The sequence below is a fragment of the Enterobacter sp. EGD-HP1 genome, assembly GCF_000733275.2.
GTDB lineage: Bacteria > Pseudomonadota > Gammaproteobacteria > Enterobacterales > Enterobacteriaceae > Enterobacter.
This window is the reverse complement of record NZ_AVOP01000020.1, coordinates 1-16502: the sequence shown is the minus strand read 5'-3', so window position 1 is coordinate 16502 and position 16502 is coordinate 1. Positions and strand designations below refer to the sequence as shown.

Genomic DNA, 16502 nt, shown 5'->3' with positions numbered 1-16502 from the left:
CCCGCCTCGGCGGGTTTTTTTACATCTGTAGGTTATCAGTTTACCAGGGGGATCCGTCGATAAAGCTCAATCATGTCGCCCGCGAGGTCCTGAATGACCATCGCGTTCATCAGATGATCCTGAGAGTGGACGGTGATCAGGTTAACCGGAAGCTTCCCGGTCCCTTCGTCAAGGCCGATAAGCTGCGTCTGGATCGTGTGCGCATGCTTCACATATTCGCGCGACTCTTCCATCGCTTTTTCCGCTTCGTCAAACTCACCTTTACGCGCCATCTGTAACGCCGTCAGGGCCGCACTGCGCGCCGCGCCTGCGTTGACCAGCAGTTCCATAATCGTAGTTTCTAAGTCTTCCATTATGACTCCAGAAGTTTGAGCGCTTTTTCCAGTACGGCATCGCCTTTCATCATGCCGTAATCCATCATGTCGATCACCGCGACCTTTTTACCCAGCGGCTCGGCCTGCGCCTGGAGTTTAGCCTGCTCGTATTTAACCTGTGGCCCCAGCAATACGATGTCGGCCGTCGCGATGTTGTCTTTAAACTCCGCAACCGGAACGGCTTTAATGGTGACTTCAACCCCTTTTTTCTGCGCGGCGTCTTTCATACGTTGAACCAGCATGCTGGTTGACATTCCCGCTGCACAGCATAAAACGATGTTCTTCATAATCAGCCTCGATCTACATGTGTTTATTGATAATTATCCCGTGCAGACCGCTTCAACAACCGGTTTACCGCGATTGTGTGTCAGGCATCACAAAGAAACCGGTGATTTTCTGAAACCGGTTACAATTTTACATTGTCGCGTACCCGGCCCGTCGAAACGGGCAGGGGTGAAAGAGGGAGGATTAGCTGATGGACGTTCGGTTAATGCGGTTTTTGCCCTGCTGTTTAGCGCTGTAGAGGGCGTTATCAACGCTTCCGACAAATTGATCCAGCGGTTCAAAATGCCACTCCCCAAGACCGCCGCTGAACGTAACCCGCAGGTTTTCTTCTCGCCAGACGCGTTTTTCAACAGCGATACGCCACGCTTCCAGTAATGAGAGCGCAGACGTCATCTGCTCAGCCTGGAAAATTACCGCAAACTCTTCTCCACCGTACCGGTAAAGCGAGACGTGATGTGGCTGCATGATCTGGATCCCTTCGCGGGCCACGTTGCGCAGAACGATATCACCGGTCAGGTGGCCCAGCGTGTCGTTAATCGACTTGAAGTTATCAATGTCCACCAGCGCCAGCGCGAAAGGCTGATGGGCATTCAGCAGCTCCGCAATATCGCTATCGAATGCGCGGCGGTTTTTGCAGCCCGTCAGCGCATCGTGAGTAGCCTGGCGCACATAGGCCATCTCACGCTCTTTATTGGACTGGATAGTATGGCTCAGCATCGCTTCCAGTCGCGGCGCCTCGCTGACGTCGCCGGTTTTGATGGCATTGATAATGTGCATCAGCACGGTACGCGAGGCATGGCGGAGATATAAGCCGAAGAGGATGATGATGATGGCCGCCAGCGCAAACCCCCAGCCAACAATCGTCGTTTCGTGGCGGGTGATATCGGTGAGCGTCTCGCCAGAGACCCGGTAAATGACAAACCAGTCCGGATTGGTAAATGAGTAGTAGTAGTACCAGGCGTTGCTTTTCTTGTCATAAAGGTGGCCTTCGCCGCTGGTCATTTTGTCCATCAGCGCTTCGCTCACGTACTGTTTGAACAGCGCGCCTGTATCCGGGTGAAGCACAACGGCGCCGTCACGTTCGACGACGAAGAATTCCCCCTGAACGGGCGCCACCATCTGACGCAGGGTGTAGCCCATTGACGTCAAATCGAGGTGAAACGCGATCGTTCCCTTCAGTCGGCCTTCCGGTGAAATCAATGGCTTATAGAGTGTTACCGTCGGATGGCCGGTGAAGTAGTCCATGTAGGGGCGGGTATAGTGGCTGAAGATACTGGCTTCGGCCTGCGCGACAAACCAGGGCCGCGCCCGGGGATCGAAGGTTTTACTCTTCTCCGTGGGGAGCACTTCCGGTGCGCGAAGATAATGCCCCTGCGTGTCCGCCAGCGAGATGGAGGAGACGGTCGGCATCAGGTTCTGCAAATGCATCATCATCTGTAGCCCCTGCGTCGGGTTGACGTTGAGCGTCTCGTTTAGCCTGTCGTCGCGCGCAAAATACATCGCGGAACGGCCCAGGATATAGTCGTTTTCACGCAGGATGGATTCGGTGTAGTTCACCGCCAGGTTGTGCGTGAAGTTGCTATTGATCTTATGGTAATCCTCAAGAAAATCCTTCCGTTGCGAAAGCGTCACCGCGATCGCGATCACCGCAAAACTGCAGAGGATCCCCGCGAAGCTGAGCATAATGGGCCGGGTAAAAGAGAGCTTTTTGCTGTGAAGTGCCATGAGCTGTACATCGTTCCTGATGGTGAATACTTTTCGTCTGCCGATATCCTCTCAGCATAGTCGCTGTCCTGCGGTTAGCGGTGAATTATACGGCACACGATTTCTGACGGGATGATTTATCTTAAGAACCATTAAGAAAATACTTATTAAACTGGCAGGGCCGTTTGTGCAATGCACCTGAGGCAGGGCGAAACGAGGAAGAAGCTTTTCGCCCTGGTCAGCATCCGTTGCTGACCGTGTGACAATAAAAAACCGGACGATCGCTGACAACCATCCGGTTTTGTCTTTTCGTCGCGCCTCGACAATTTTTTAACGTGTTGCAGTGCGTTTCAACGTCACTGCGAGGCTCTTCCCAGCCAGCTGTCCCAGTCTTTCCAGACAGGCTGCAGACCTTGTGCCGTCAGGGCGGCGGCAACGGCTTCCGGACGTCGTCCGTCATGCGGTGCAAACTGCTCCAGCTCCGAACGATCGTCGGCGTAGCCGCCGGGCTGCGTTTTGGAAAATGCGCTGACGTTATTAATCGCCAGCGGGATGACGCGATCGCGAAACGCCGGGGACTCGCGCGTTGAGAGCGATAATTCCACTTCCGGGGCGAGCAGGCGAAACGCGCAGATGGTCTGCACCAGCTGGCGTTCATCCATCAGCGAAGCCGGTTCAATTCCTCCCGCGCAGGGACGCAGGCGCGGGAAGGAGATGGAATAACGGCTCTGCCAGTAGTGCTGCTGGAGCCACAGCAAATGTTCCGCCACCATGTAACAATCCACTCGCCAGCTGTCAGAGAGCCCGATCAGCGCGCCCAGACCGATTTTGTCGATCCCGGCGCGACCCAGCCTGTCCGGCGTTTCCAGGCGGAAAAAGAAATCCTGCTTCTTGCCTTTCAGGTGGTGCCGGGCGTACGTCGCCTCGTGATAGGTTTCCTGGTAAACCATAACGCCGTCAAGGCCGAGGGTTTTGAGCTCCGCGTACTCCTCCTGCGCCAGGGGCTGCACTTCCATCTGCAACGACGCAAACTCACGGCGAATGGCGGGAAGGTGCTGACGGAAATAGTCCATTCCCACTTTTCCCTGATGTTCGCCCGTGACCAGCAGAAGATGTTCAAAGCCCATTTCACGAATAGCCGAACACTCACGGGCAATCTCATCTTCATCGAGCGTTTTACGCCTGATGCGGTTGCTCATGGAGAAGCCGCAGTAGGTGCAGTCATTGGCGCACAGGTTTGAGAGATAGAGCGGCACGTAGAAGCTCACCGTGTTGCCAAAACGCTGGCGGGTGAGCCGCTGCGCTCGCTGGGCCATCGGCTCGAGGTACGCGCTGGCCGCCGGGGAGAGCAGGGCCATCAGATCCTCGCGGGTCAGATGGCGGGCATTCAGCGCGCGCTCCACGTCAGCCGCCGTTTTGCTGTTGATGCGCAGGGCTATGTCATCCCAGCTAAGCTGCCGCCAGCGCTCGGTAAACGTGCTCATGAGATCGCCTCCAGAAAACCGGTCAGCGGGCTGGTGGCCTGCGCCTGGAAACTGCGCGAGCCGGGGCCGGACTCCCTTGCCAGCAGGCCAGCCTCTACGGCCATGCGGAACGCACGCGCCATCATGACCGGATCGTCGGCAACCGCGATGGCCGTGTTGACCAGTACCGCGTCGGCGCCCATCTCCAGCGCCTGCGCGGCATGGCTGGGCACGCCAATGCCCGCATCAACCACCACCGGTACGGTAGCCTGCTCAATAATGATTTCCAGCATCGCGCGGGTTTCCAGCCCCTGGTTGGAGCCAATGGGGGCGCCCAGCGGCATGACGGCGGCGCAGCCGACCTCTTCCAGCCGTTTGCACAGAACAGGGTCAGCGCTGCAGTAAGGCAGGACGGTAAACCCTTGCTGCACCAGCTTTTCAGCCGCTTTCAGCGTTTCGATAGGGTCAGGCAGCAGCCAGCGGGCGTCAGGATGAATTTCCAGCTTCAGCCAGCGGGTGCCGAGCGCCTCGCGGGCCAGCTGCGCGGCGAAAATTGCCTCTTCGGCCGTTTTGGCACCGGAGGTGTTAGGCAGCAGCGTGACGCCAGCCTCCAGTAAAGGAGCGAGTATGGCATCGCTGTGATGACGCAGATCCACGCGCTTGAGCGCCAGCGTCACCAGCTGGCTGCCGCTTTCGCGAATGGCATCCACCATCAGCTGCGGCGAGGCGAACTTTCCGGTTCCGGTAAACAGATGTGAATCAAAGACTTTATCGGCAATACGTAACATCTCAGCCCCCTGCGATAACCTGAAACAGCAGGATCTGGTCGCCGTCATTGACCTGCTGATGTTCCCACTGCTCGCGCGGCAGGATCTGTTGATTGAGCGCCAGCGCCGTTCCCGGCTTGAGCTGACGCAGCTTGTCGAGCAGTACCGCAACGGTGAGCCCGTCGTCGCATCTCATCGGCTCATCGTTAAACAGAATGCGCATCGCGGCCTCCGCATACCGGGCAGCGGCTGGCGCGGTGTAACGCCAGGTGGCGCCAGCCGCTGGAGCGGGCATCGAACAGCCGCAGCGTATTACGTTCCGTCTCCATGCCGCTGAGCAGCTTGATGGCTTCCAGCGCCTGCATTGTGCCCATTACGCCGACCACCGGACCAAGAATGCCCGCCGTACGGCAGTTGCGCGCTGGCTCTGCATCATCCGGCCACAGGCAGCGATAGCAGCCCTGCGACCACGGCGGGGTCAGGACCATCATCTGCCCGCCGAACCCCACCGCGCTGGCGGTGATAAGCGGCGTATTATTTGCCACGCAGGCGGCGTTAATCGCCTGGCGCGTCGCCATGTTGTCCGTGCAGTCCAGCACCACGTCGGCAAGGGCGACCTCACGGCGCAGGCTTTCACCGCTGAGCCGATCCTGCAGGGCAATCAGCTCGATATCCGGATTGAGCTGGTTCAGGCGCTGCCGGGTGACTTGCGCTTTTGGCTGGTTGATATCCTCGGTGGTGAAGAGGATTTGTCGCTGCAGGTTGCTGAGGTGAACCTCATCGTCGTCGGCCAGCACCAGAGTACCGATACCTGCACCTGCCAGATAAAGCGCGGCGGGCGCGCCTAACCCGCCCAGACCGACAATCAGCACCCGGCTGGCGAGCAGTTTTTGCTGTCCGTCGATGGCGATATCTTCCAGCAGGATCTGACGGCTGTAGCGCATAAAATCGCGGTCATTCATCACCCGCTCCTTCCAGCTGTAACAGCTGTTCGGTGGCGGACCGCCAGTCTGCGGCCTGGGTGATGGCGCTGACGACGGCGATACTGCCGACGCCGGTCTCCAGCACCGCCGGGGCGCGTTCAAGGCTGATTCCGCCGATGGCGACGGTAGGGTATTCGGCAAGGCGTTTGACGTGACTCGCCAGCTGCGCCAGGCCCTGCGGTGCGGAAGGCATCTGCTTGGTTTGCGTCGGGAAGACGTGACCCAGCGCGATGTAAGAGGGACGGGCCGCCAGCGCCACGTCGATCTCCATGTCATCGTGTGTTGAAACGCCAAGACGCAGCCCGGCTTCGCGGATAGCGCTCAGATCCGTTGTTTCCAGGTCCTCCTGGCCCAGATGCACGCCGTAGGCCTCGTGCTTAACGGCCAGCCGCCAGTAGTCGTTGATAAACAGGCGGGCGTTATACTTACGCCCCAGCGCAATGGCGGTAACCACATCGGTTTCCACCTCGTCATCGCGTTTATCCTTGATGCGCAGCTGGAGAGTGCGGACGCCGGCCTTCAGCAGGCGCGCTATCCACTCTACGCTGTCCACCACCGGATAGAGCCCTAACCGGAAGGGGACGGGCGGGAAATCGGGCTGGTACATTACGCCTCCTCTTTTTTGAGGTAGATTTCGCCGCCTCTGGCGCGGAAGGTTTCTGACATGTCCGCCATACCCACTTCAATGGTTTGCGCGGCGGCGTAGTCGCGCACCTCCTGGCTGATTTTCATCGAGCAGAACTTCGGCCCACACATAGAGCAGAAGTGGGCGACTTTGCCCGATTCCTGCGGCAGGGTCTCGTCGTGATAGGCGCGCGCGGTGAACGGGTCCAGCGCCAGGTTGAACTGATCTTCCCAGCGGAATTCAAAGCGCGCCTTCGACATGGCGTTATCGCGGATTTGCGCGCCCGGGTGACCTTTGGCCAGATCCGCGGCGTGGGCGGCAATCTTGTAGGTGATCAGCCCCTGCTTCACGTCCTCTTTGTTAGGCAGGCCGAGGTGCTCTTTCGGCGTCACGTAGCAGAGCATGGCGCAGCCGAACCAGCCGATCATCGCCGCCCCAATGCCTGACGTGAAGTGGTCATAGCCCGGTGCGATGTCGGTTGTCAGTGGCCCCAGCGTGTAGAACGGCGCTTCGTGGCAGTGCTCCAGCTCCTCGGTCATGTTGCGGCGGATCATCTGCATCGGCACGTGTCCCGGGCCTTCAATCATCACCTGCACGTCATACTCCCAGGCGATTTTGGTCAGCTCGCCCAGCGTGTGCAGTTCGGCAAACTGCGCTTCGTCGTTGGCGTCGCGAATAGAGCCCGGACGCAGGCCGTCGCCCAGTGACAGAGAAACATCGTACGCGGCGCAGATTTCGCAGATCTCGCGGAAGTGCTCGTAGAGGAAGTTTTCCTGATGATGGGAGAGGCACCACTTCGCCATGATGGAACCGCCGCGCGAGACGATGCCGGTCAGACGCTTCGCCGTCATCGGCACGTAGCGCAGCAGCACGCCCGCGTGAATGGTGAAGTAGTCCACGCCCTGTTCAGCCTGCTCCAGCAGCGTGTCGCGGAACGCTTCCCAGGTGAGGTCTTCGGCAATGCCGTTGACCTTCTCCAGCGCCTGATAAATCGGGACGGTGCCAATCGGTACCGGGCTGTTACGCAGGATCCATTCGCGGGTTTCGTGAATATAGCGGCCGGTGGAGAGGTCCATTACCGTGTCCGCACCCCAGCGCGTTGACCAGACCAGCTTTTCAACCTCTTCTTCGATGGAGGAGGTGACGGCCGAGTTACCGATGTTAGCGTTGACCTTCACCAGGAAGTTGCGGCCGATAATCATCGGCTCGGATTCCGGGTGGTTGATGTTGGCGGGGATGATCGCGCGGCCTGCGGCCACTTCGTCACGCACAAACTCCGGCGTGATGTTCTCCGGAAGGCGTGCGCCAAAGCCTTCGCCCGGGTGCTGGTAGCGCAGCACTTCGCTGCGGATGCGCTCGCGCCCCATGTTTTCGCGGATGGCGATGAACTCCATCTCCGGCGTGACGACGCCCTGGCGCGCGTAGTGCAGCTGGGTCACGCATTTGCCCGCTTTGGCGCGTTTTGGCGTCAGCAGGCCGGTAAAGCGCAGCGCGTCCAGACCGTCGTCGGCCAGGCGCTCTTTGGTGTACGCAGAGCTGCGCACGCTCAGTTCTTCGCAGTCGTTGCGCGCATCAATCCACGGCTGGCGCAGCTTAGCCAGACCCTGCTGGACGTTGATCGCAACATCAGGGTCGCCGTACGGGCCGGAGGTGTCGTATACCGGCACGGCTTCGTTGTCTTCATACTGGGGGTTATCTTTGCTGCCGCCGATAAGCGTCGGGCTGAGCTGAATTTCGCGCATCGGGACGCGGATATCGGCCTGCGAGCCGGAAATGTAGATGCGTTTCGAGTTCGGGAAAGCGGTACCTTCCAGCGTGTCGATGAAGTGTTGGGCCTGTGCGCGCTGTTCGCGGCGGGTCAGTTTTGCAGTAGACATAGCTCATTCCAAAAGTGAAGGACATGGCTTGTCAGACGACGGATGAAGCAAGAGGAGATCGCCCCTGGGCGATACAACAGCTGTTTGACTCTTGTTCCCTTCGCAGGTATTAGCCTGATCAGGTTCCGCGGATCCCGAATTAACGGTCTCAGCCCGCGCTTTCAGGCGCTGGGCACTCCGACAAGAAAAATCCCCCTCGTGAGAGGGGCGAATGGTTGTAAATTACTCGTTAACGATGAAGAACTCAAGCAGGGCGCGCGACGTTCTCTTCGTTACTGATGTTCAAATCATTGTCCAGCACGAGAGCGATCAGCTTATCTTCCAGCGTGAATCGCTCTTCCAGCGCCTCACCGAGGTCGGATAGCGCACGCTGAAACTCAAGATAGTTATCGTGATCGATGGCGTTCTCGAGCGCGGAATCATAGTAATCCATGATCTGCTGGGTGTTGGCTTCCAGCAGCGGATAGAGTTTGCTGGCCGCTAAATACGGTGTTGTCCCTTCCATTTCGCGGATAATGCGTTCATAAATATTGAAATGGCCGTCGGACAGATAGTCGACCAGGCCCTGACAAAAATCATCCAGCGCTTTTTCATTCAGTCGCATAAACGATTCTTTGCCAGGCTTAATACCGACCAGATTGTAATAAGCCACGAGTAGATGCTTGCGCACATGTAGCCAGCGATCCACCAGTTTGTTACTTCCTCTAACGCGCTCAGTCAGGCTTTCCAGCTGGTTTAACATGGTCGACTCCGCAAAATGTAGGATTGAATCTGCTTATCCAGAATGTAACCACAATGCTAACAACATGTCAGTGAAGCGAAGGTAGTGCAATAGATATGGATCGTATTATTGAAAAATCAGATCTTGGTTGGTGGATCGTCAGTCACGAACAAAAGTTATGGCTGCCTGCCGGAGAGTTGCCCTACGGTGCAGCGGAAATGTTCGATCTTGTAGGCCAGCGCGCGCTGAAGATTGGCGAGTGGCAGGGCGATCCTGTGTGGTTGATCCAACAGGCTCGCCGCCAGGATATGGGATCCGTTCGCCAGGTGCTGGATCTGGATGTCGGGCTGTTCCAGCTGGCGGGGCGCGGCGTGCAGCTGGCAGAGTTTTACCGCTCGCATAAATACTGCGGCTACTGCGGACACACCATGCATCCGAGCAAAACCGAGTGGGCGTTGCTCTGTAACCACTGTCGCGAACGCTATTACCCGCAGATCGCACCGTGCATCATTGTCGCTATCCGCCGGGAGGATTCCATCCTGCTGGCGCAGCATACCCGCCATCGCAACGGCGTTCACACCGTGCTGGCCGGCTTCGTCGAAGTGGGCGAAACGCTGGAGCAGGCGGTGGCGCGCGAGGTGATGGAGGAGAGCGGAATCAAAGTGAAGAACCTGCGCTACGTCACCTCCCAGCCGTGGCCGTTCCCGCAGTCGCTGATGACGGCATTTATGGCCGAATACGACAGCGGCGAGATTGTTATCGACCAGAAAGAGCTGTTGGACGCGAACTGGTATCGCTACGACGATTTACCGCTGTTACCTCCGCCGGGCACCGTGGCGCGTCGGCTGATAGAAGATACCGTGGCGATGTGTCGGGCCGAGTATGAGTAGTGTTACACTGGGGCCATGACGCTTAAGGAACTGCAAAAATGACCGAACTGAAGAACGATCGTTATCTGCGTGCGCTGCTGCGCCAGCCCGTTGATGTCACCCCGGTGTGGATGATGCGCCAGGCGGGACGCTATCTGCCAGAGTACAAAGCCACGCGCGCGCAGGCGGGCGATTTTATGTCGCTGTGCAAAAACGCCGAGCTGGCCTGCGAAGTGACGCTCCAGCCGCTGCGCCGCTTCCCGCTGGATGCTGCGATCCTCTTCTCGGATATTCTGACCATTCCGGATGCAATGGGCCTTGGCCTGTACTTCGAAACCGGTGAAGGTCCGCGTTTCACCTCCCCAATCAAAAGCAAAGCCGACGTGGATAAGCTGCCGATCCCCGATCCGGAAGGCGAGCTGGGCTACGTGATGAACGCCGTGCGCACCATTCGCCGCGAGCTGAAAGGTGAAGTGCCGCTGATTGGCTTCTCCGGCAGCCCGTGGACGCTGGCGACCTATATGGTGGAAGGGGGCAGCAGCAAAGCCTTCACCATGATTAAAAAGATGATGTACGCCGAGCCGCTGGCGCTGCATGCGCTGCTCGACAAGCTGGCGAAGAGCGTCACGCTTTATCTCAACGCGCAGATTAAAGCCGGTGCGCAGTCGGTGATGATTTTCGATACCTGGGGCGGCGTGCTGACCGGGCGCGACTATCAGCAGTTCTCCCTGTACTACATGCACAAAATCGTTGACGGCCTGCTGCGTGAAAACGAAGGTCGCCGCGTGCCGGTGACGCTATTCACCAAAGGCGGTGGTCAATGGCTGGAAGCGATGGCGGCAACCGGCTGTGACGCGCTGGGCCTCGACTGGACCACCGATATCGCCGATGCGCGCCGTCGCGTGGGCGACAAAGTGGCGCTGCAGGGTAATATGGATCCCTCCATGCTCTATGCTCAGCCCGCCCGCATTGAAGAAGAAGTGTCGACTATACTGTCTGGTTTCGGCCAGGGGGAAGGCCACGTCTTTAACCTCGGCCACGGCATTCATCAGGATGTGCCGCCAGAACACGCTGGCGTATTTGTGGAGGCGGTGCATCGGCTTTCTGCCCAGTATCACAAGTAAGGAGTGGTTATGGATCTCGCGTCGCTACGCGCTCAACAAATCGAACTGGCTTCATCGGTGATCCGCGAGGATCGTCTGGATAAGGATCCTCCGCAGTACATTGGCGGAGCGGACGTCGGGTTCGAGCAGGGTGGGGAAGTGACGCGAGCGGCGATGGTGGTGCTGAAATACCCTTCGCTTGAGCTGGTGGAGTACAAGGTCGCGCGTATCGCGACCACCATGCCGTACATTCCGGGCTTTCTCTCCTTCCGCGAATATCCCGCGCTGCTGGCAGCGTTGGAGCAACTCTCGCAAAAACCTGACCTGCTGTTTGTCGATGGGCACGGTATTTCACACCCGCGCCGTTTAGGCGTTGCCAGCCACTTTGGGCTGCTGGTGGATGTGCCGACCATTGGCGTCGCCAAGAAACGCCTGTGCGGTGCGTTTGAACCTCTTTCTGCCGAGCCGGGCGCGCTGGCGCCGCTTATCCATAAAGGCGAGCAGCTGGCGTGGGTCTGGCGCAGCAAGGCGCGCTGTAACCCGCTCTTTATCGCCACCGGGCACCGGGTGAGCATGGACAGCGCCCTGGCGTGGGTGCAGCGCTGCATGAAGGGCTACCGCTTGCCGGAGCCGACGCGCTGGGCAGACGCCGTGGCATCTTCGCGTCCGGCTTTTGTTCGTTGGCAGGAAATTCAGCGATGATTCAGGTAAACTGCGCCTAATTTTCGATTCGAGAGATCCTCATGCTACAAAATCCGATTCACCTGCGCCTTGAGAAAGTTGAAAGCTGGCAGCACGTGACGTTTATGGCTTGCCTGTGCGAGCGCATGTATCCCAACTATGCCGCGTTCTGTAAGGAAACGGGCTTTGGTGATGGCCATATCTACCGCCGCATTCTGGACCTGATCTGGGAAACGCTGACGGTGAAAGACGCGAAGGTGAACTTCGACTCCCAGCTGGAAAAGCTGGAAGAGGCGATTCCGGTTGCGGATGATTTTGATCTGTACGGTGTCTACCCGGCGATTGATGCCTGCGTGGCGTTAAGCGAGCTGCTTCACTCCCGTCTGAGCGGTGAAACGCTGGAGCACGCTATTGAAGTCAGTAAGGCATCTATTACGACCGTCGCGATGCTGGAAATGACCCAGGAAGGACGGGAGATGACCGACGAAGAGCTGCGTGCGAACCCGGCGGTTGAGCAAGAATGGGACATTCAGTGGGAAATTTTCCGCCTGCTGGCAGAGTGTGAAGAACGCGATATTGAGCTGATAAAAGGGCTGCGCGCGGACTTACGAGAGGCTGCCGAGAGCAATATTGGTATAATTTTTAACCAATGAGACAAGAAAACTTGAGATAACGCCCGTTTTGTCGCTCCTCGACTCTTCCCTTTCGCCCCTTGTCTGGTCTACATTTGGGGGGCGAAAAAAAGTGGCTATCGGTGCGTGTATGCAGGAGAGTGCTTTTTTGGCATTTTCGTCGCACTCGATGCTTAGCAAGCGATAAACACATTGAAAGGATAACTTATGAACAAGACTCAACTGATTGATGTAATTGCGGACAAGGCTGATCTGTCTAAAGTGCAGGCTAAAGCTGCTCTGGAATCTACCCTGGCTGCTATTACTGAGTCTCTGAAAGAAGGCGATGCTGTACAACTGGTTGGTTTCGGTACCTTCAAAGTGAACCACCGCGCTGAGCGTACTGGCCGCAACCCGCAGACCGGTAAAGAAATCAAAATCGCCGCAGCTAACGTGCCGGCATTTGTTTCTGGTAAAGCACTGAAAGACGCTGTTAAGTAAGACGCGTGGCAGTGAACAGTTTTAGCGAAGGGGCGGTAACGCCCCTTTTGTCTTTCTGGCGTGGAACGCTCGCGCTGGCAGGCATGCTGCTGCTGTCATCCTGCAGCCACGACACCTCCCTGCCGCCGTTTACCGCCAGCGGTTACGCGGACAACCAGGGCGCGGTCAGGATCTGGCGCAAGGATTCCGGCGGTGAAGTGCATCTGCTTTCTGCCTTCAGCCCGTGGCATAACGGCAATACGTCGACTGCGGAGTATCGCTGGCAGGGAGATGACCTGTCGCTGATTGAACTGAACGTCTACAGCAAGACCCCCGAACACGTGAAAGTGCGTTTTGACGACCATGGCGAGCTGAGCTTTATGCAGCGCGAAGTCAGCGGTCAAAAACAGCAGCTTTCCAGCGATCAAATCGCCCTCTACCGTTATCGTGCCGAACAAATCCGCCAGACCAGCGATGCGCTTCGTCTGGGCCGCGTTGTGCTGCGCCAGGGGCGCTGGCATAACGATGGAACGGTAACCACCTGCGAAGGGCAGACGGTCAAGCCTGAGCTTGAATCCTGGGCGACAGAACACATTCAGCGCCGTCAGCGTCATTCATCAGTGGAGGTGAGTGTGGCGTGGCTGGAAGCGCCGGAAGGCTCTCAGCTGCTGCTGGTGGCGAACGAAGACTTCTGCACCTGGCAGCCGACGGAAAAGAGTTTTTGATTTAAGTTCCCTCTCCCTTGAGGGAGAGGGTGAGAGTGAGGGTGTGGAATTACTCGCCCTGCTCGCGCGCAATTGCGCGATAACCGATATCCTGACGGCTAAAGCTGCCGTTCCAGTGAATATCCGCCATCAGCGCATAGGCGCGCTTCTGCGCTTCTGCCACGGTATGGCCCAGCGCGGTCGCACACAGCACGCGTCCGCCGTTGGTGAGGACGCGATCGTCTTCAGCCAGCTTCGTACCTGCATGGAACACCTTCGCACCCTCAATCTCTTCCAGCGGCAGACCGTGGATCTCGTCCCCGGTGTTGTAGTTGCCCGGATACCCACCCGCAGCAATCACTACACCTAAAGAGGCACGCTCGTCCCACTCGGAGGTTTTCTCGTCCAGCTTGCCTTCGCAGGCTGCCAGACACAGATCCACCAGATCGGATTTCATGCGCAGCATGATGGGCTGCGTTTCCGGATCGCCAAAGCGGCAGTTGAATTCGATGACCTTAGGGTTACCCTGCTTGTCGATCATCAGACCTGCGTAAAGGAAACCGGTGTAGGTGTTGCCTTCCGCCGCCATCCCTTTCACGGTAGGCCAGATGACGCGATCCATGGTGCGCTGGTGGACTTCGTCAGTCACTACCGGAGCGGGGGAGTAAGCGCCCATTCCGCCAGTATTCGGGCCGGTATCGCCGTTACCCACGCGCTTGTGATCTTGGCTGGTGGCCATCGGCAGAACGTGCTCGCCGTCGACCATCACGATAAAGCTCGCTTCTTCACCGTCGAGGAACTCTTCGATCACGATGCGGTGGCCCGCATCGCCAAAGGCGTTGCCCGCCAGCATATCCTGAACCGCGGCTTCGGCTTCTTCGAGGGTCATCGCCACGATCACGCCTTTACCTGCTGCCAGACCGTCGGCCTTGATAACAATCGGCGCGCCTTTTTCACGCAGATAGGCCAGGGCTGGCTCTACTTCGGTGAAGTTCTGATATTCCGCCGTTGGGATGTTATGACGCGCGAGGAAATCTTTGGTGAAGGCTTTAGAGCCTTCCAGCTGCGCGGCACCTTGCGTTGGCCCGAAGATGGTCAGGCCCGCCGCTCGGAAGGCATCGACGACGCCAATCACCAGCGGCGCTTCCGGGCCGACGATGGTCAGGTCGATTTTCTCGCTCTGGGCAAAGCTCAGCAGCGCCGGGATATCGGTTACGCCAATAGCGACGTTCTGTAGCGTCGGCTCCAGGGCGGTACCGGCGTTGCCCGGTGCCACGAAGACCGTTTTCACCAGCGGAGACTGCGCCGCTTTCCACGCCAGAGCGTGCTCGCGTCCGCCGTTACCAATGACTAATACTTTCATTTTCAGCTCCGGGAATTAATGGCGGAAGTGGCGCATGTCGGTGAAGATCATCGCAATGCCGTGTTCGTCGGCGGCGGCAATCACTTCGTCGTCGCGGATTGAGCCGCCAGGCTGGATCACGCAGGTGATGCCCACTGCAGCAGCCGCGTCGATACCGTCACGGAACGGGAAGAAGGCGTCAGAAGCCATGGCGGAGCCTTTTACTTCCAGACCTTCATCGCCTGCTTTAATGCCCGCGATTTTCGCGGAGTAGACGCGGCTCATCTGGCCTGCACCTATCCCGATGGTCATGTTTTCTTTGGCGTAGACGATGGCGTTGGATTTGACGAACTTCGCAACCTTCCAGCAGAACAGCGCGTCACGCAGTTCCTGTTCGCTCGGCTGACGTTTGGTCACCACGCGCAGGTCGGCTTCCGTCACCATGCCCAGATCGCGGTCCTGAACCAGCAGGCCGCCGTTCACGCGCTTGAAGTCCAGGCCCGGCACGCGTTCTGCCCACTGGCCGCAAACCAGTACGCGCACGTTCTGTTTTGCTGCGGTGATTTTCAGCGCTTCTTCGGAAGCGGATGGCGCGATGATCACTTCAACGAACTGACGGGAGATGATGGCCTGCGCGGTTTCAGCATCCAGCTCGCGGTTGAAGGCGATAATGCCGCCGAACGCGGAGGTCGGGTCGGTTTTGTATGCGCGATCGTAGGCATCCAGAATAGAGGTGCTCACGGCAACGCCGCATGGGTTCGCATGCTTGACGATAACGCAGGCTGGCTCGCTGAACTCTTTCACGCATTCCAGCGCGGCGTCGGTGTCGGCAATGTTGTTATAGGAAAGGGCTTTACCCTGAACCTGCTGAGCGGTCGCAACAGAGGCTTCTTTTACCTCTTCTTCTATATAGAAGGCTGCCTGCTGGTGGCTGTTCTCGCCGTAGCGCATATCCTGCTTCTTAATGAAGTTCAGGTTCAGGGTGCGCGGGAAGCGGCCAGAAGGATCTTTGCTTTCACCGTGGTAGGCTGGCACCAGGCTACCGAAGTAGTTGGCGATCATGCTGTCGTACGCGGCGGTGTGTTCGAAGGCTTTGATGGCGAGGTCGAAACGCGTTTCCAGCGTCAGTGACCCTTCGTTGGCATCCATCTCATTAATAATGGTTTCGTAATCGCTGCTCTTTACGACGATGGCCACATCTTTATGGTTCTTGGCCGCGGAGCGCACCATGGTTGGGCCGCCGATGTCGATATTCTCTACGGCATCTTCCAGAGAGCAGCCTTCGCGGGCAACGGTCTGGGCAAACGGGTAGAGGTTAACAACCACCATGTCGATTGGCGCGATGTCATGCTGTTCCATAATGGCGTCGTCCTGACCGCGACGGCCAAGAATACCGCCGTGCACTTTCGGGTGCAGGGTTTTGACGCGTCCATCCATCATTTCCGGGAAACCGGTGTAATCGGACACTTCGGTTACCGGCAGACCTTTATCTGCTAACAGGCGAGCGGTACCGCCTGTAGAAAGCAGCTCCACACCGCGTGCGGAAAGTGCCTGAGCGAATTCGACGATACCGGCTTTATCAGAAACACTGAGCAGAGCGCGGCGGACTGGACGACGTTGTTGCATGGTAAATCCCCTGGATTTCACGATTACAGAGAGCGTTAGATGAATTTTCCTGCGAAAAACTCATCTAACACACCTGACGGGGCATCCTTGTTAAGCGCGAGCATTTTAACGAAAACGTTTGCGCAACGCTCGCACATTTTCACTTTTTCGTATCATTGTGGATAAGTCTGTGTGTAAAAAGGTATAAGGCGGGGTTTTGCTGTGGAATGCAGCAGTCAGTCATTTTTCTGTCATTTAGCGGTTGCGGCCTGCGGAGAACTCCCTATAATGCGCCTCCATCGACACGG

Annotated in this window: 18 protein-coding genes and 1 riboswitch; of the genes, 6 read left to right on the top strand and 12 right to left on the bottom strand. The window is 57.8% G+C overall.

Annotation, left to right across the window (positions count from 1 at the left end):
- Positions 1-35 precede the first annotated feature (35 nt).
- The 10 genes from N037_RS13590 to N037_RS13545 all read right to left on the bottom strand — a co-directional run bounded on the left by N037_RS13590 (position 36) and on the right by N037_RS13545 (position 8820).
- On the bottom strand, positions 36-353 hold the full coding sequence (locus N037_RS13590; RefSeq protein ID WP_008503455.1) for a PTS lactose/cellobiose transporter subunit IIA: 318 nt from the start codon (positions 351-353) through the stop codon (positions 36-38).
- Positions 353-661, bottom strand: coding sequence for a PTS sugar transporter subunit IIB (locus N037_RS13585; protein WP_023334100.1), 309 nt, complete (start codon positions 659-661; stop codon positions 353-355). The genes N037_RS13590 and N037_RS13585 overlap by 1 nt, the downstream gene beginning before the upstream one ends.
- Before the next feature lie 181 nt (positions 662-842).
- Positions 843-2384, bottom strand: coding sequence for a sensor domain-containing diguanylate cyclase (locus N037_RS13580; RefSeq protein WP_023334101.1), 1542 nt, complete (start codon positions 2382-2384; stop codon positions 843-845).
- Between the two features lie 335 nt (positions 2385-2719).
- Positions 2720-3847 carry a 2-iminoacetate synthase ThiH gene (thiH, locus tag N037_RS13575; protein WP_032641549.1) on the bottom strand — a complete coding sequence of 376 codons (1128 nt, stop codon included), beginning with the start codon at positions 3845-3847 and terminating at the stop codon, positions 2720-2722.
- Positions 3844-4614, bottom strand: coding sequence for a thiazole synthase (gene thiG / locus N037_RS13570; protein WP_032641548.1), 771 nt, complete (start codon positions 4612-4614; stop codon positions 3844-3846). Before thiG ends, thiH begins: the two co-directional genes overlap by 4 nt.
- A gap of 1 nt (position 4615) precedes the next feature.
- Positions 4616-4816 (bottom strand): sulfur carrier protein ThiS, encoded by a 201-nt coding sequence (thiS, locus tag N037_RS13565; protein WP_023309972.1) that lies wholly within the window; start codon positions 4814-4816, stop codon positions 4616-4618.
- Entirely contained in the window at positions 4800-5555 is a 756-nt protein-coding gene (gene thiF, locus N037_RS13560) for a thiazole biosynthesis adenylyltransferase ThiF (protein WP_023334104.1), read from the bottom strand. The genes thiS and thiF overlap by 17 nt, the downstream gene beginning before the upstream one ends.
- On the bottom strand, positions 5548-6183 hold the full coding sequence (gene thiE, locus N037_RS13555; RefSeq protein ID WP_032641547.1) for a thiamine phosphate synthase: 636 nt from the start codon (positions 6181-6183) through the stop codon (positions 5548-5550). The genes thiF and thiE overlap by 8 nt, the downstream gene beginning before the upstream one ends.
- Positions 6183-8078: a phosphomethylpyrimidine synthase ThiC gene (thiC, locus tag N037_RS13550; protein ID WP_032641546.1), complete on the bottom strand. Its 1896-nt coding sequence runs from the start codon at positions 8076-8078 to the stop codon at positions 6183-6185. Before thiC ends, thiE begins: the two co-directional genes overlap by 1 nt.
- 78 nt (positions 8079-8156) lie before the next feature.
- Positions 8157-8268: riboswitch (TPP riboswitch) on the bottom strand.
- Positions 8269-8322: 54 nt separating this feature from the next.
- The gene (locus N037_RS13545) at positions 8323-8820 is read right to left on the bottom strand and encodes an Rsd/AlgQ family anti-sigma factor (protein WP_023334107.1); all 498 of its coding nucleotides are present in this window, start codon (positions 8818-8820) and stop codon (positions 8323-8325) included.
- Positions 8821-8915: 95 nt separating this feature from the next.
- Between N037_RS13545 and nudC the strand changes: the two genes are divergently transcribed.
- The 6 genes from nudC (at position 8916) to N037_RS13515 (ending at position 13268) form a co-directional block, all read left to right on the top strand.
- Positions 8916-9689: an NAD(+) diphosphatase gene (gene nudC, locus N037_RS13540; protein WP_032641541.1), complete on the top strand. Its 774-nt coding sequence runs from the start codon at positions 8916-8918 to the stop codon at positions 9687-9689.
- Between the two features lie 38 nt (positions 9690-9727).
- Positions 9728-10792, top strand: coding sequence for a uroporphyrinogen decarboxylase (gene hemE, locus N037_RS13535; protein ID WP_010425930.1), 1065 nt, complete (start codon positions 9728-9730; stop codon positions 10790-10792).
- A 9-nt stretch (positions 10793-10801) separates the two neighbouring features.
- Entirely contained in the window at positions 10802-11473 is a 672-nt protein-coding gene (nfi, locus tag N037_RS13530; RefSeq protein ID WP_032641540.1) for a deoxyribonuclease V, read from the top strand.
- 41 nt (positions 11474-11514) lie between these two features.
- Positions 11515-12105: a YjaG family protein gene (locus tag N037_RS13525; RefSeq protein ID WP_023334111.1), complete on the top strand. Its 591-nt coding sequence runs from the start codon at positions 11515-11517 to the stop codon at positions 12103-12105.
- 186 nt (positions 12106-12291) lie between these two features.
- Positions 12292-12564: a nucleoid-associated protein HU-alpha gene (gene hupA / locus N037_RS13520; RefSeq protein WP_002445246.1), complete on the top strand. Its 273-nt coding sequence runs from the start codon at positions 12292-12294 to the stop codon at positions 12562-12564.
- Positions 12565-12575: 11 nt separating this feature from the next.
- Positions 12576-13268, top strand: coding sequence for a DUF1481 domain-containing protein (locus N037_RS13515; RefSeq protein ID WP_032641539.1), 693 nt, complete (start codon positions 12576-12578; stop codon positions 13266-13268).
- A 49-nt stretch (positions 13269-13317) separates the two neighbouring features.
- Here the strand turns inward: N037_RS13515 and purD are convergent, their stop codons facing one another.
- Together purD and purH are read right to left on the bottom strand one after the other, a co-directional pair.
- Positions 13318-14610 (bottom strand): phosphoribosylamine--glycine ligase, encoded by a 1293-nt coding sequence (gene purD / locus N037_RS13510; RefSeq protein ID WP_032641538.1) that lies wholly within the window; start codon positions 14608-14610, stop codon positions 13318-13320.
- 15 nt (positions 14611-14625) lie between these two features.
- Positions 14626-16215 carry a bifunctional phosphoribosylaminoimidazolecarboxamide formyltransferase/IMP cyclohydrolase gene (gene purH, locus N037_RS13505; RefSeq protein WP_032641537.1) on the bottom strand — a complete coding sequence of 530 codons (1590 nt, stop codon included), beginning with the start codon at positions 16213-16215 and terminating at the stop codon, positions 14626-14628.
- Positions 16216-16502: the final 287 nt, after the last annotated feature.